Annotated in this window: 10 protein-coding genes; 1 reads left to right on the forward strand and 9 read right to left on the reverse strand. The window is 63.6% G+C overall.

Translation table 11 applies throughout. The features are described 5' to 3' along the window. Positions 1–142: 142 nt before the first annotated feature. The 3 genes from lpxC to B3D50_RS03425 form a co-directional block, all read right to left on the reverse strand. Positions 143–1,042, reverse strand: coding sequence for a UDP-3-O-acyl-N-acetylglucosamine deacetylase (gene lpxC, locus B3D50_RS03415; RefSeq protein WP_286949420.1), 900 nt, complete (start codon positions 1,040–1,042; stop codon positions 143–145). A gap of 205 nt (positions 1,043–1,247) precedes the next feature. After that, a complete protein-coding gene (ftsZ, locus tag B3D50_RS03420; protein WP_128115333.1) occupies positions 1,248–2,840 on the reverse strand; it encodes a cell division protein FtsZ in 1,593 nt (530 codons plus the stop codon). A gap of 266 nt (positions 2,841–3,106) precedes the next feature. Beyond that, a complete protein-coding gene (locus B3D50_RS03425; RefSeq protein WP_286949421.1) occupies positions 3,107–5,137 on the reverse strand; it encodes an alpha/beta hydrolase family protein in 2,031 nt (676 codons plus the stop codon). Between the two features lie 275 nt (positions 5,138–5,412). On the opposite strand from B3D50_RS03425, the gene B3D50_RS03430 reads away from it, so the two are divergent. Further along, the gene (locus B3D50_RS03430) at positions 5,413–8,478 is read left to right on the forward strand and encodes a TonB-dependent receptor plug domain-containing protein (RefSeq protein WP_286949422.1); all 3,066 of its coding nucleotides are present in this window, start codon (positions 5,413–5,415) and stop codon (positions 8,476–8,478) included. A 140-nt stretch (positions 8,479–8,618) separates the two neighbouring features. Here B3D50_RS03430 and ftsA read toward each other — a convergent pair whose 3' ends face one another. The 6 genes from ftsA to catB form a co-directional block, all read right to left on the reverse strand. Beyond that, positions 8,619–9,944 (reverse strand): cell division protein FtsA, encoded by a 1,326-nt coding sequence (gene ftsA, locus B3D50_RS03435; RefSeq protein WP_087138786.1) that lies wholly within the window; start codon positions 9,942–9,944, stop codon positions 8,619–8,621. A 27-nt stretch (positions 9,945–9,971) separates the two neighbouring features. Further along, a complete protein-coding gene (locus B3D50_RS03440) occupies positions 9,972–10,811 on the reverse strand; it encodes a cell division protein FtsQ/DivIB (protein ID WP_200166105.1) in 840 nt (279 codons plus the stop codon). Beyond that, entirely contained in the window at positions 10,799–11,737 is a 939-nt protein-coding gene (locus tag B3D50_RS03445) for a D-alanine--D-alanine ligase (RefSeq protein WP_286949424.1), read from the reverse strand. The genes B3D50_RS03440 and B3D50_RS03445 overlap by 13 nt, the downstream gene beginning before the upstream one ends. An 88-nt stretch (positions 11,738–11,825) precedes the next feature. Then, positions 11,826–12,746, reverse strand: coding sequence for a UDP-N-acetylmuramate dehydrogenase (murB, locus tag B3D50_RS03450; RefSeq protein WP_286949426.1), 921 nt, complete (start codon positions 12,744–12,746; stop codon positions 11,826–11,828). 151 nt (positions 12,747–12,897) lie between these two features. Continuing rightward, a complete protein-coding gene (murC, locus tag B3D50_RS03455) occupies positions 12,898–14,343 on the reverse strand; it encodes a UDP-N-acetylmuramate--L-alanine ligase (protein WP_286949427.1) in 1,446 nt (481 codons plus the stop codon). A gap of 61 nt (positions 14,344–14,404) precedes the next feature. Beyond that, on the reverse strand, positions 14,405–15,034 hold the full coding sequence (gene catB / locus B3D50_RS03460; protein ID WP_286949428.1) for a type B chloramphenicol O-acetyltransferase: 630 nt from the start codon (positions 15,032–15,034) through the stop codon (positions 14,405–14,407). Positions 15,035–15,125: the final 91 nt, after the last annotated feature.

Consider the following 15,125-nt stretch of genomic DNA (forward strand, 5'->3'; position numbering starts at 1 on the left):
GGAGGCGCTCGGATGAGGGGGGTCAGCGCGGCATTCGGAAATCACCTCGGCAAGCGGCGCCCCCATCCGGATACCAGGGCGGTCACACCCCTCATCCGTCAGGCTCCGCCTGCCACCTTCTCCCACAAGGGGAGAAGGGAACCTACCCCGCCATCGCCATGTCGGGCACGTGCACCGTTTCGCGCCAGGCATCCGGCTGGGCCAGCAGGGCGCGGACCAGCTTGTTGTTCAGGGCGTGGCCCGCCTTGACACCTTCATAGCGACCCAGCAGCGGCGCGCCGAGGACATACAGGTCGCCGATGGCGTCCAGCGCCTTGTGGCGCACGAACTCGCGTTCCATGCGCAGGCCGCCGGGGTTCAGGATGTGATCGCCGTCGATGACCACGGCGTTCTCCAGCGAACCGCCGCGGGCCAGACCGGCCTGACGCAGGGCCTCGACCTCATGGGCGAAGCCGAAGGTGCGAGCGGCCATGATGTCCGTGCGGAAGGTGGCCTCGTCCACCACGAAATCCACCACCTGATGGCCGATGACCGGCGTGGGGAAGTCGATCTCGAAGCGCATCTCATAACGGTCGCAGGGCTTAAGGACAGCGGACTTGTCGCCCTCCTCCACCCGGATCGGCTTCAGAATCTCGATATAGGTCTGGGGTGCTTCCTGACGGCGGAAACCCGCGCGATCCAGCAGTTGCACGAACTGCAGCGCCGAGCCGTCCAGGATCGGCAGTTCCGGCCCGTCCACCTCGATCACGGCGTTGGAGACGCCCAGGGCGGCCAGGGTGGCCATCAGGTGCTCGATCGTCGACAGGCGCACGCCCGCCGCGTTCTCGATCATGGTGTTCAGGCGCGCGTCCACGACCGCCTCGCCCGAGACGGGGATGCGGTTGTCGCGGTCGGTGACGTCCGTGCGCACGAAGACGATGCCGTGGCCGGGCGCGGCCGGGCGCACGACCAGACGCACGCGGCGGCCGGTGTGCACGCCGACGCCGGCGCAGATGGCCGGGGCGACGATGGTCTGTTCGTACTGGTCGTTGCGGACCGTCACTCGGATACTCTCTGTTGCGCGACCCGCCCCAAACAGGACGGTCTTCGCCTCACCTGTCGTTTACGCCTCAGGCCTCAAGCCCGAAATGAAAGTCGGGTTTCGGATTGTTTCGGTTCGACGACACGTCCCGACCCCTGTCCCCACGCGCAAAAACGCCCCGGAGGTCGGCTCCGAGGCGTTTCTGTTTCAGGGCTTCTTAGGCCGATCAGTTCGCGAGGCGGCGGAGAAAGGACGGAATCTCCAGGTCGTCATCCTCGGACTGGCCCACCTGCGGATCTTGCTGCTGGGGCTGCATCGCCTGGGTCTGGCGCAGTTGCTGGGTCGTGCGGTTCGACGACGGCGGCGGCGCATAGGACTGTTGCTGCTGCGGCTGCTGACGCTTGCGGCCGAACAGGCTCCAACCGCTGCGGCGATGGTCGCGCTCGTCGTAGAAGGGCTCCTCGGCGGGCTCTTCATGACGGGCGGCCGGACGCTGGGCCGGTTGCTGCGGCGCCGGCTGTTGACGCTGCGGCGCACGGTCGAAATAGAGGTCGCCCTGCTCGGACGAGGCGGCGGGCTGGGCCCGACCGGCGCTCTGCTCATATTCCTCGACCCACGGATCGACGATCGGCTCCAGATTGCGCGGCGCGTCACGGATGACCGGCTCGGGCTTGGCTTCGATCTTCGGCTCAGGCGCGCGCGCGGCCGGGGCTTCATAGACCGGAGCGGGCGCCGGCTGCGGCGCGGCTTCGCGCACCGGATCGATGCGGACTTCCGGCTGACGCGGCGCTGCGTTGGGCAGGCCGCCCGTGCGGCCGAAGCTCTGGCCCTGCGGCTCGATCTGCTGGATGACGGCTTCATCCATGCCGGTCGCGACGACCGAGACGCGAATCTTGCCGTCCAGGGCCGGATCGAAGGCCGCGCCGAAGATGATGTTGGCGTCGCCGTCCACTTCGCCGGCGATGGCGTTGGCGGCCTCGTCGACTTCCAGCAGGGTCATGTCCATGCCGCCGGTGATGTTCACCAGCACGGCCTTGGCGCCCTTCAGGCTGGTCTCGTCCAGCAGCGGGTTGGCGATGGCGTTCTGGGCCGCCAGCAGGGCGCGGTCGTCGCCCGTGGCCTCGCCCGTGCCCATCATGGCCTTGCCCATCTCGCTCATCACGGCGCGGACGTCCGCGAAGTCGAGGTTGATCAGGCCCGGCAGGATCATCAGGTCGGTGATCGAGCGCACGCCCGAGTGCAGCACCTGGTCCGCCATGCCGAAGGCGTCGGAGAAGGTGGTGCGTTCGTTGGCGACGCGGAACAGGTTCTGGTTCGGAATGACGATCAGGGTGTCGACGTAACGCTGCAGCTCGGCCACGCCCGCGTCGGCCAGGCGCATCCGGTGACGCCCCTCGAAGGTGAAGGGCTTGGTCACCACGCCGACGGTCAGGATGCCGCGATCACGCGCGCATTTGGCGATGACCGGCGCCGCGCCGGTGCCGGTGCCGCCGCCCATGCCGCAGGTGATGAAGACCATGTGCGCGCCTTCCAGGTGCGCGTGGATCTCGTCCGCGCTCTCTTCGGCGGCGTTCATGCCGACTTCGGGGTGGGCGCCCGCGCCCAGCCCTTGCGTGATGGTCTCGCCCAGCTGGATGCGGCGGTCGGTCTTGGCGAAGCTCAGATGCTGGGCGTCGGTGTTGGCGACGACGAACTCCACGCCTTCAAGGCCGGAGTCGATCATGTTGTTGACCGCGTTTCCGCCCGCTCCGCCCACGCCGAAGACGACGATGCGGGGCTTCAATTCCGTAGCTTCCGGCCTGACCAGCGAGAGAGACATTGTATTATTCCGACCTAAGGACCCTGCCCTTCGTCCCCGATGCGAACTCCCCGCCGAATCGCATTGGTTATGAGCGCGTTAAGGAAAACCCTGACTGCGTTAACGAAGGGTTACCATGAATAGCGTGAGTCGGACGGATATGAATGCCGCTGAGGCAATTTTGCCCGCAGATTGCATTACCCATCATCGACTCCACGGCCACAATCTAGAGCCTCCAAAGGGGCGGCCCTAAAAACCGCCCCACCAAGCCACCTGAACGATATCGCTTACAAGCCGTCCGGCCCGCACGAGGTTTTAAGGAACTCCTCAATGGAGGTCAGAATCAGCTCGGTATTCTCCGGCGTCCAGGTATTCATGGTGTGCTCCATGTTCGGCAGAATGCGGAGTTGAACAGGCTTGCCCAAACGCTCCAACGCCGAAGCGAAACTCCTCGATTCCGCCGGAATGACGCGGGTATCACGATCACCAGTGTAGAGGTAGATTGGGATCGTAACCTCTGCAATGCGCCGCAGCGGATCTTCACCGCTCGCGGTCGGATGCTGGAATTCACGCAAAAAACGACTATTGTAAGTTCCCTTCTTGAACAGGTCGATTGTGGCCGGTCCCGCGCCGGCGATCGCGCACTGGTACAGTCCGTTCGGACGAACCGCCGCCATCATCGATGCGTAGCCGCCGTAAGAGTAGCCGTGCATCGCAATGCGATCTGGCGCCGCGATTCCTTGCTCAATCAACCAACGTGCTCCGTCGTCGTTATCATCCTGCATTTTGCGTCCCCATTCGCCATCACCTTCGCGCCAAAGGCGCTGGCCCCAACCTTCGGAACCCCGGAACTGCGGCTGCAACACCGCATAGCCGCGCGTGGCGAAATATTGAGTCCAACCTGTGGGATCCCAGTCCAAATTGTCGCGCGACCATGGCCCCCCGTGCGGAGTAATAATGGCTGGGTGTGGCCCTGGACCATAGATTTCCGGGTCCGGCTTAGTGAGAATCCCAGGAATAATAAGGCCATCCCGTGCTGTGTACTGGATAAGTTCCACTGGCCCTAGCTTTGCTTCACGCAGTTCAGGATAAGCACGGCCGAGCAGCGTAACGCTTCCGTTCTGTAAGACATAGTATTCCGGCGGCGTAGAACCGCCCGACTTGCGGATAATGAACTTAGTGCGATCGTCCGAAACAGAGACGATATCGATATCCGCGCCATCGCCCACGTTTATACGAGCAATCTGACCTGAGGCGATGTCCCTCCACTCCACCGAGGTGTCGGTGACGCCCAGAGCCTTGCGGATCTGTTCAAACGACGATTCCATCTGCGGATCGACCCAGTAGACCCTATTGCGCTCGCCGCTGTAGGTGAAGCCGAGCACTTCGCCAAAGTCCTGGGAAGCTCGTGATCGCACGACGCCTTCTGCATTGAAATAGGGATGCGCAAACGCGACTTCGCCTAGCTTCTTCTGACTGATATCATATTCGTAGATCGCGTTATGATCGCGCCCCTCGACACTACTGACGAAGATAATGTTTGGATCATTAGAGAAGCCCGCTATCTCTATCGGCTTGCGGTCGCGCGCATACCATCGGAAGTGCTCAGCCCAGTTACCTCCAGCGTCCTTAATCCATTGAGCAATGTAGGCCGCGCCATTGTCGAAATCGAACTGCTGGCGCGCCCGGATGTCACCGTTCAAATCAGCCTGAGGACTGCTGAATCGGTCAGAGCCACGCTCACGCCGTTCAGCTCGCCCCGTATAGAGGTTGAGCACATAGGTGTCGCCTCGCATCGGATCGCGCACGAGAATGGACTGCGGATCTTGAGGAAGACCGCTTACTAGACCGCCAACACCCACAAACTGCTGCTGTGCCTCTGTCAGACCATCGAATTTGAGCGAAGTGCGAACTGGATCACCAGCAAGATCCAACACCTGCGTGCGGGTTGCATATGAGCGCTCAGCCTGGCCGCTGAGATTGAAGTCCGTCAATTGTTGTGTGGTGACGAATAGTCGATCGTTCTTGATAAACTGAGCCGCGATGATCTCAGAGCGCGCATCGGACCCCACAGTATGAGGCGGGCTCCGCAAATCGTCCGCCTTCCAAATGGCCATAACACGGCGCACGCCATCGGGCGATATTACGGCAACAAGATGCCGTCCGTCTGGAGAGAACGACACGCTGCTGATTGCCGGCCGCCGCCCGAAAGCGGAGGCGGCCGGAAGTTCATTCGTCTGCGCCCAGACGCGACTCGAAGTCAAAGCTCCGCATGAAATCAACGCAGCAGACATCAACACGATGAATTTTCGACGCATTTTCTTAGTCCACCCAATTCTCTGAGCTATATTATGGAGAGCCGCCCAAACAAGGCAGGCGCAAATCTGCTCCGAACGGACGCCCCAACTCGATAGTGTCCTATTTACGACATTCTTGCCCCATTCAACCCCAATATCGTCATTATTGTGTTGGCATTACGTCGTCATGCCGTATGAATGAACCATCTCGTGGGATTGGCATAATCGCGGGCAAATGCCTTCGCGAGAGTGACATTCGAGACAATTCCAAATTGAGTTGGGGAAGGCAGAACTTCATGTACACAAACAAAAGGGGGCTGCTTGCCTCGACCATCATTGCAGGCGCCATCGCGATAGCGCCTGCCGTCTGGGCTCAGGACGCAGCCCCTAGTCAAAACGAACAGGAAAAAGCGTCACAGGTTTCGGACGTTGTCGTCACTGGCTCTCGCATCCGCCGGAACGAGTTCAGCAGTTCGCAACCCATCCAAGTAATCACTTCCGAGCAGGCCACCCTTGAAGGTCTTGCGGATACGACTGAAATTCTTCAGTCCTCCACTGCCGCCAACAATGCAACGCAAATTAACAACTTCTTCACCGGTTTTGTGACGACTGGCGGCCCCGGCGTGAATACCATTTCGCTGCGCGGCCTCGGTGAACAGCGTACTCTGGTTCTAGTCAACGGCCGTCGCGTTGGCCCAGCTGGCGTTCGCGGCACGGTAGGTCCGACCGACCTGAACACTATTCCGAGTTCGCAAATTGAACGCGTGGAAATACTGACCGACGGCGCCTCTTCGATTTACGGTTCGGATGCCGTAGCCGGTGTGATTAACATCATCACCAAAACCAATCAGGACGGAGGCAACGTCGAGTTTTTCACGAACCAACCCCTCGAAAGCGGCGGCGCGGAATACCGCGTAAACGCCAGCTACGGGAAAGCTTGGGATCGTGGTTACCTGACGGCCGGCGCCGACTATTACGAACGCAAGGAACTTCTTTTCGGGGACCGCGACTACTTCCAGTGCCCCCAAGAACGTGTATTCCTGGATGAGAATCTGCTCATCCGTGGCGACGTCGTTGACCCCAACACCGGCACATACAAGTGCACAGGCACCCTCAATGCTATCTTGCGGGCCCAGTACGCTGGCGGCGGAGCCAACCGCGCCGGGGACTTCACCTTCAGCCCGGCAGCCGTTTTGGGCGGCGGTTACACAGGCTGCGACATTAAGGGCTTTCACCTCGTAGCGGGCGGCTCAGGGGCCTGTTCAATTACGGCGCAGCCAACTGACGTTCGCCGCGCGGCGACAGCCGAATATCCGCTGCACTCGGATCGCTACGATAGCCGCACCGCCATTTCGCCAGTTAAGCGCACTAGCTTGAGCTTGTTTGGCGGTTATGATCTGACTCCGAACATCGAAATGTTTGGCGAGTTGCTCTACAATAAGCGCGAGTCGGAGCAGCGCTCCTGGCGTCAGCTATTCCCGACCACTTCTCCGATGCACACGCTCAACCCCTTTGGTGGAGTCTGCAATGGCACCAGCGGCATCGGCTGCCACTACGTAACCCCGGTCGCGTTGGTCAATTCAAACAACGATCAGGAGGTTGAATATTGGCGTGGAGCCGGCGGTTTCCGCGGCGACTTCCAGTTCGCTGGACGTACTTGGGATTGGGAACTGTCTGGACAATACTCCAAGTCGAAGGGAACCTACGGGAGCAACTTCTTCTATAACGACCGCGTCGAAGCTACAGCAGGACTTTTAGCTTGGTACGGCGAAGACTTGGAAGGCAACACTATCGTCGATAACGCCGGAAACACGATCTATCGTGACGACGATTTCGTGGCTGCCGGAAACTGTGACGTCTTCCTTCTGAAGACCGCTACCGCCTGCCCCACAGGCGGCGTCAACTGGTACAGCAAGGATCTAGTCGAAAACGGAATTCTGACACCCGAAGAACTCGCTTTCCTAATGGGCTACGAGCGAGGCACCACCACCTACGAACACAAGTATGTGGAAGGTGTTATCTCCGGCGAGCTCTTCAACCTTCCCGCCGGCCCGTTAGGTATGGCCCTAGGCTTTCATATCCGGAAGGAAGAGATCGACGACAACCCCGGAGAACAGGAGCGCACCGGCAACCTGTGGGGCGCCACCGCTGCGGGGCGCACCGTGGGTTCGGACACGGTCAAAGAGTTGTTCGCCGAATTCGAAGTTCCGCTCATCAAAAACGTTCCAGGTATCGATAGCCTCGATCTAAACGTGTCCGGGCGATTCTCCGACTACGACTCTTACGGTGAGAACTCGACCTATAAAGTCGGACTGAACTGGTCCATCACGCCGTCGTATAGAATACGCGCGTCTTACGGCACGTCGTTCCGTGCGCCTGCGCTTTACGAATTGTTCCTAGCGAACCAGACCAGCTTCTTGGGCCAAGCTTCGATCGACCCTTGCATCAACTACGGCACGTCCAACAACAATGAGCTGAAGGCCAACTGCGCTGCTCAAGGCATTCCGGATGATTATAGTGCAGCGGGGTCTTCGTCTGCGACCATCATCACTGGCGGTGGTTTGGGCATTCTGGATCCAGAAACGGCTAAAGCAACCACGATCGGCCTGATTTGGACCCCATCGTTCATCGATCTGAGCATTGCGCTCGACTATTGGAAAATCCAAGTTAACGATCAAGTCGACCAGTTTGGTGCAAGCAATATCGTGTCGGGCTGCTACACTTCGGAGAATTTTCCAAATGAAGCGCTCTGCTCGTTGTTTCAACGCGACCTCAATCCCAACTCAACGAGCTATCTGCAGATTCTGCGAGTTAATGACAGCTACGTGAATATATCGGAGCAGCAAAACGAGGGTCTTGATCTCAACATTCGCTACAAGAAAGAGTTCTCGTTCGGCGACCTGACGGTCAATGGTCGCGCCAGCTATATTCTTGATTGGACCCAACAAACTTTCGGCGATTCCCAGGTTACACAACTTGAAAGCCGAATCGGACGCCCTGAACTAAACGGTCAAGTCTCCGCTCGTTTTGACCGAGGAGACTGGACGGGCTTCTACAGCGTCGACTTTGTCGGCGAAACAGACAACGCGCCGTTCTTCGCGACTCCGGGGAACCAGGGCACGTATCTGGGTCAACCGGTATGGTATGAGCGTTCCACACCCTTCTACATGTCTCATAATATGTCCGTGCGTCGCCGTATTGACGACCTGACTCTGCAGCTCGGCGTCCGCAACATCTTCAACGAGAATCCGCCGTTGGTCTCGGCAAGCAGCGGCTCTACGAGAATCGGTAATACGCCATTGGTCAGCCAATACGACTGGCAAGGCCGCTCAGTAACGTTTACGGTCTCCTACAACTTCTAAGGTTGCCGTAACACAGACGACAGAAGGGCGACGGCTTTGCCGTCGCCTTTTTTCATTTAATTGTCGAAAATATGACAAAAAATCTAGGACGCACTCACCAGCGCCCCTCACCACTCTCAATCAAAAGTAATGGTTGTTTTTTACAGGTTATCCCGCAGCCACCCCGCCGCGCGCGCCACCATGCCGCCGCGGTGAACCTTTGGCGCATCCGCAGCCGTGATCTGGCGGGACATCAGCTTGCGGGCGGAGACGGCCTCGCGCGGGCCATAGGCGGCGCGCAGGAGGACGCCTGCGGCTGAGCAGAAGGCCGGGCCGGCGGCCGCGTCGGCCAGGTGGGGCGCGCGTTGCGGGCGGCCCAGGCGCACCGGGCGGTCGAAGACGCGCACGGCCAGTTCGCGCACGCCGTTCAGTTGACTGGCGCCGCCGGTCAGGACCAAGCCCGCGCCGGGCTCGAGACCCATGCCGGCGTGTTTCAGGCGATCGCGCAGCAGCTCCAGCGTCTCTTCCACGCGCGGAGCGATGACGGTCTTGAGCATGGCGCGCGGGACGATGACGGGACCGGCGGAGGCGTCCTCGCCGCGCGGCGGGGCCTCAAGCATTTCGCGGTCTTCGTTGGCGCTGGCCATGGCCGAGCCGTGCAGGGTCTTGAGCCGTTCGGCGCCGACGCGCGAGGTGGACAGGCCGCGCGCGATGTCGGCGGTCACATGGTCGCCGCCGACGTTCAGGCTCTCGATGTGCAGCAAGGAGCGCCCGCCCCAGACGGCCGCCGAGGTCGAACCGCCGCCCATGTCGATGCACAGGGCGCCCAGCTCCATCTCATCCTCTTCCAAGGCGGCGAGGGAGGAGACGACCGGCGCGGCGGCCACGCCCTGCAGGTCCAGGTGCGCCAGTTCGAGGCAGTGGCTGAGGGCGTTGAACGAGCCCTCGGACATGGAGACGACCAGCAGGTCCAGCCCCAGCGAGCCGCCGCGCATCGAGCGCGGGTCGTGAACGCCCCTGGCGCCGTCCACCGACCAGGCGATGGGCAGGACGTGGATCGGGCGCCGGTTCGGCAGACGGATCTGGGCCAGGGCCATGCCGATGGCGCGCGCCAGATCGGCGTCGCTGATCGGGTGAGAGCCGAGCGAGACGCGCGCCTGCACCCGGTGGCTGGCCATCTGGCCGATGGCCGTGGTGACGACGACGCCGGAGACGGGGGCGCCCGCCGCGCGCTCGGCGCGTTCGACGGCGTGGCCGATGGCCTGGGCCGTCTCGTCCATGTTGACGATGGCCCCGCCCTTGACGCCGCGCGACTGGACGTGGCCGGCGCCGGCGACACGGATGGTGCGGTCGGCGTGGCGCACGCCGTCGGGCTTCATGATGAAGCAGGCGACCTTGGCCTGGCCGAGATCGAGCGCGGCCACGACCGGCGCGCGCGGCGCGCCCCTGCCCTGTTCCGGCTTGATGTCTCGGCTGCGTCCAACCATGGGGTCGTGTCCTTGAGGGTCAGATAGTCAAACGGCGCCTTCGGAAGGGCGGACGGCCACTTCTTCCGGCGTGCGAAGGTCGATACGGGCAAAGCCCAGGTCCAGCAGGCGTTCGCGCTGATCCAGGGCGTCGAGGCGGATGAGGGCGGATTCCTGATCCACGGCGGGCAGCTGGATCAGGGCGCCGTCCTTGAGGCGCAAGTCCCAGCGGCGCTCGTCCACCCGGACCAGGGCGTCGACCTTGGCCATCAGGCGCGGACGCTGGGCCAGCAGGGGCAGGACGTCGGAGGCCGCCTGATCGGCGCCCTTGCCCACCACCAGCGGCAGGCGCGGGTATCGGCCCGCGTCGGCGCCGGGAATGACGATCCCTTGCGCGTCGATGACATGAGCCTTGCCGCCGACCTGCCAGACGGCGAGGCGATCGTGCTCCTTGACGTCCACGATCAGGGTGTCGGGCAGCAGGCGCACCACGCGCGCCTCCTTGACCCAGCCGACCGACTGCACCCGGTCGCGCACGGCGGCCAGATCCAGGCTGACGATAGGCTGATCGGCGTGGACGCCGACGGCGGCGCGCACGGCGGCGGCGGCCTCGGGCGAGGCGCCGGTGACGTGGACCTGACGCACCTTCAGGCCCATGCCCGTCGTCACGGCGTCAAAGCGTTCGGTGACGGCCGTCGAGATACGCTCGGCCCGCGCGCCGGTGGCCAGCACGGCCGCCAGTATGCCGACGCCCACCACCAGGGTCGCCGCCACGACGCGCGGCGACATGTCCAGACGGCCGATCTCGGCCGCGCGGCCGGACGGAGCGCCGCGCGCGCCGCCCTTGCCCGAAGACTGTCGCCGACCGCCGCGCACTACCGCGGGCATGAGGCGTCCTCCACCATCCAACGAACCAGTTCGCGATAATCCATACCGACAAAGGCCGCCTGCTCGGGAACGAGCGAGGTCGGGGTCATGCCGGGCTGGGTGTTCACCTCCAACAGAACGAGAACGTCGTTAACATCGTCATAACGGAAGTCGGCGCGGGAGACGCCGCGGCACCCCATGGCCGCGTGGGCCAGCTCGGCCTGACGTAAAGCCTTGTCAAAGACGTGCGAGGGCAACTCGGCGGACAGGACGTGCCGCGAGCCGCCGGGCGCATATTTGGCCTCGTAGTCGTAGAAGCCCTTGGTCGGGGTGATGTCGGTGATGGTCAGGGCGCGCGGGCCGGTCGCCTCGCCGATCACGCTGACCGCCAGTTCCTTGCCGGGGATGAAGGGCTCGACCATGACCTGATCGCCATAGGCCCAGTCCTCGGCGCCGACCTCGACCACCGGGCGGTTGGCGCCCTCGCGCACCACATAGACGCCGACGGAAGACCCCTCGGCGTTCGGCTTGACCACATAGGGCGGGTCGATGACGTGGCGGCTGGCGACCTCATGCCGGTCGAACAGGCCGCCGCCGGGCACGATGACGCCCGCCGCCTGCAACACGGCCTTGGACTTGTCCTTGTCCATCGCCAAGGCCGAGGCCAGGACGCCGGAGTGGGTGTAAGGAATCTTCAGCGTCTCCAGGATGCCCTGGACGCAGCCGTCTTCGCCCCATTTGCCGTGCAGGGCGTTGAAGACGACGTCGGGCTTCAGCACCGTCAGCACCTGGGCCAGATCGCGCCCGGCGTCGACGCGCGTGACCTTGGCGACCTGTCCTTCCAGGGCGTCCGCGCAGCCGCGCCCCGAGGACAGCGAGACCTCGCGTTCCGACGACAGGCCGCCCATCAGGACAGCGACATGGAGGGTGTTCAGGGGCGTACGCATGGCGACATCCGAAGACTAGCCCACCCCTATGCCCTGAATACGGTTAACCGGTTGGAAACGATAGCGGCCAGAAGCGGAATTTAAGCGCCTACTTCCGCCCGATCCGCTTGATTTCCCAGTTCAACTGCACGCCCGTCTTTTCCAGCACGTCGGCGCGGACGGCTTCGCCCAGGCCCTCGATGTCGGCGGCGGTCGCCTCGCCGGGGTTGATCATGAAGTTGGAGTGCAGCTCGCTGAACTTGGCGCCGCCGCCCCCATGCGGTGCAGGCGCGGCGTGCAGCTTGCCGCGCCAGCCCGCCTCATCGACCAGCTTCCACGAGGAATGACCGTCGGGATTCTTGAAGGTCGAGCCGCCGGTCTTTTCACGGATCGGCTGGGTCTTCTCGCGGCGCTCGGTGATCTCGCTGATCCGGGCGGCGACGGCCTCGGGCGCGTCGGGCGTCCCGCGATAAGTCGCCTCGACCCAGATGATCTCGGCCGGGGCGTTGGAATGACGATAGGTATAGCCGAAGTCGGCCAGGGTCAGCTCGACCCGCTCGCCCTTGCGGTTCAGCCCCCAGGCCGAGACCAGCACGTCCTTGGTCTCCGAGCCGTAACAGCCCGCATTCATTGTCAGGGCGCCGCCGATCGAACCGGGAATGCCCGCATAGAACTCCAGCCCGGCGATGCCCGCTTTGGCAGAGGCGCGCGCCACCATGCTGTCCAGCGCGCCGGCGCCCGCCGTGACCGTGACGCCATCGGTCGCCACCTGCCCCCAGGCGCGGCCCGCCAGACGGATCACCACGCCCTCGACCCCGCCGTCGCGCACGATCAGGTTGGAGCCGACGCCGATGGCCGTCACCGGCACATCCTCGGGCAGGGCCTTGAGGAAGTCCGCCAGATCGTCGGCGTCGGCCGGAATGAACAGGGCGTCCGCCGCCCCGCCCACGCGGAACCATGTGTAGGGCCCCAGCGGCTCGTTCAGCAGCAGCTTGCCGCGCACGGCGGGGAGGTTGTCAGTCCAGGCCATCCAATAATCCGCTCATCCCGGCGGACGCCGGGATCCAGTGCTTTGGCTGCATCCAGCCGTTTGACGTTGATCCGATGTAGGGCGGCAAGGCTTCGTCGTGAAGCTCTCGCTGGATTCCGGCGTCCGCCGGAATCCAGCGAGAGCGTGAAATTCAGCCCAGCGCCTCCAGCTGCGCCGGCAGGGCGTAGGCCCAGCTGGTGATGTCGCCGGCGCCCAGAAGAACCACCAGGTCGCCCGGCTTGGCCTCGTCCTTGATGACGCGCGGCAGGACGGCGGCGTTCTCCAGCGCGGCGACGTGGCGGTGGCCGTAGCGGCGGACGCCCTCGACCAGGGCGTGCTTGTCGACGCCCTCGATCGGCTGCTCGCCCGCCGGATAGACGTCAGCGACCAGGACACTGTCGGCGTCCGAGAAGCAGGTGGAGAAGTCCTCCATCAGATCGCGCAGGCGGGTGTAGCGGTGCGGCTGGACCACGGCGATGACGCGGCCGGTGTTGTCGGCGTTCTGCACCACCTGGCGCGCGGCCTTCAGCACGGCGGCGATCTCGACCGGGTGGTGGCCGTAGTCGTCGATGACGCGCACGCCGTGGGCCACGCCCGTGGTGGTGAAGCGGCGCTTGACCCCACCGAACCCGGCCAAGCCTGTGCGGATGGCGTCATCGTCCACCCCGATCTCGCGCGCCACGGCGATGGCGGCCAGGGCGTTGGAGACGTTGTGCCAGCCCGCCATCGGCAGGTGCAGGTTCTCAATGCGCGCAGGCTCGCCCAGGGCGGCCATGCCCTGCCCCTGGATCACCACGTCGAAGCGCGAGCCGTCCGGGTCCATGCGCACATTGTCGGCGCGGACCATGGCCTGCGGGTTCAGGCCGTAGGTGACCAGGCGGCGGTTGTCGATCTGGGCCGCCAGCTTCTGCACCTCGGGGTGGTCCAGGCAGACCACGCCGAAACCGTAGAAGGGAATGTCCTCAATGAAGTCGCCGAACGCCTTCTTCACGGCGTCAAAATCGCCGTAGTGGTCCAGGTGCTCCGGGTCGATGTTGGTGATGATCGCCACGGTGCATTTGAGGCGCAGGAAGGAGCCGTCGCTCTCGTCCGCCTCGACCACCATCCAGTCGCCCTCGCCGACCTTGGCGTTGGTGCCGTAGGCGTTGATGATGCCGCCGTTGACCACCGTCGGGTCCAGCGAACCGGCGTCCAGCAGCGCTGCGACCATAGAGGTCGTCGTCGTCTTGCCGTGCGTGCCGCCGACGCCGATCGAGAACTGCAGCCGCATCAGCTCGGCCAGCATCTCGGCCCGGCGGACCAGAGGAATGCGGCGTTCGCGCGCCACCGCCAGCTCGGGGTTGGTCGGCTTGACCGCCGTGGAATAGACCACCGCCGAGACGCCCTCCGTCACATGGGCGGCGTCGTGGCCGATGTAGATGCGGGCGCCCAGCTTTTCGAGCCGCTCGGTGTTGGCGCTGGCCTTGGCGTCAGAGCCCTGCACCTGATAGCCGATCTTCAGCATGATCTCGGCGATGCCGCTCATGCCGATGCCGCCGATGCCGACGAAGTGGACAGGCCCGAGGGCGAACGGAACGGGGCGAAGACGACGGATCATCTTCGCCCCATAGCTCAAACAGGATGCGATTTGCACCATGCCTTCGCGGGGATGAGCGGGTTTATAAGGTCCACTCGCGCCAGAAGGCGTGTAGGGCCGCGATATCGCCGCTGCACAGCAGGGGCATGGCCTCGCCCAGGCGGGCGTCGTCCCAGTCCCACCACCTCATCTCCAACAGCATGGCGATGCTGGCGTCGTCGAACCGCTTGCGGATGACCCTGGCCGGATTGCCGCCGACGATGGCGTAGGGCTCGACATCGCGCGTCACCAGCGCCCGCGTGCCGATCACGGCGCCGTCGCCGACCTTCACGCCCGGCATGATGACGGCCTCGCTGCCGATCCAGACGTCGTTGCCGATGACGGTGTCGCCCGCCTTCTGGAAGGCGTCGATCGCCCCCGCGAAATGCGGAACCTCAGGCATGTAGAAAAACGGGAACGAGCTCGCCCAGTCGTTCCGGTGCCCCTGATTGCCCGCCATGATGAAGGCGGCCCCGCTGCCGATCGAGCAGAAGGCGCCGATGATCAGCCGGTCCACGCCCGGCTCGGTCATCAGATAGCGGGCGCAGTCGTCAAAGCCGTGGCCGTGATACCAGCCGGAATAATAGCTGTAGCGCCCGACGATGATGTTGGGATTGGTCGCCAGATCGGACAGCAGTCGGCCCTTGAACGGGCTTTCGAAAACCTGAGTCATGGAAATCTCTATGTGCGCGGCCGCACTCGCTCAGCGCCGGGCGGCCTTGGAATTTTATCGAGGGTATAAAGCGCGCAGCCTTCATGCGCCG

The organism is Brevundimonas sp. UBA7507 (genome assembly GCF_002478355.1).
In the GTDB taxonomy this organism is placed as follows: Bacteria; Pseudomonadota; Alphaproteobacteria; order Caulobacterales; family Caulobacteraceae; genus Brevundimonas; species Brevundimonas diminuta_D.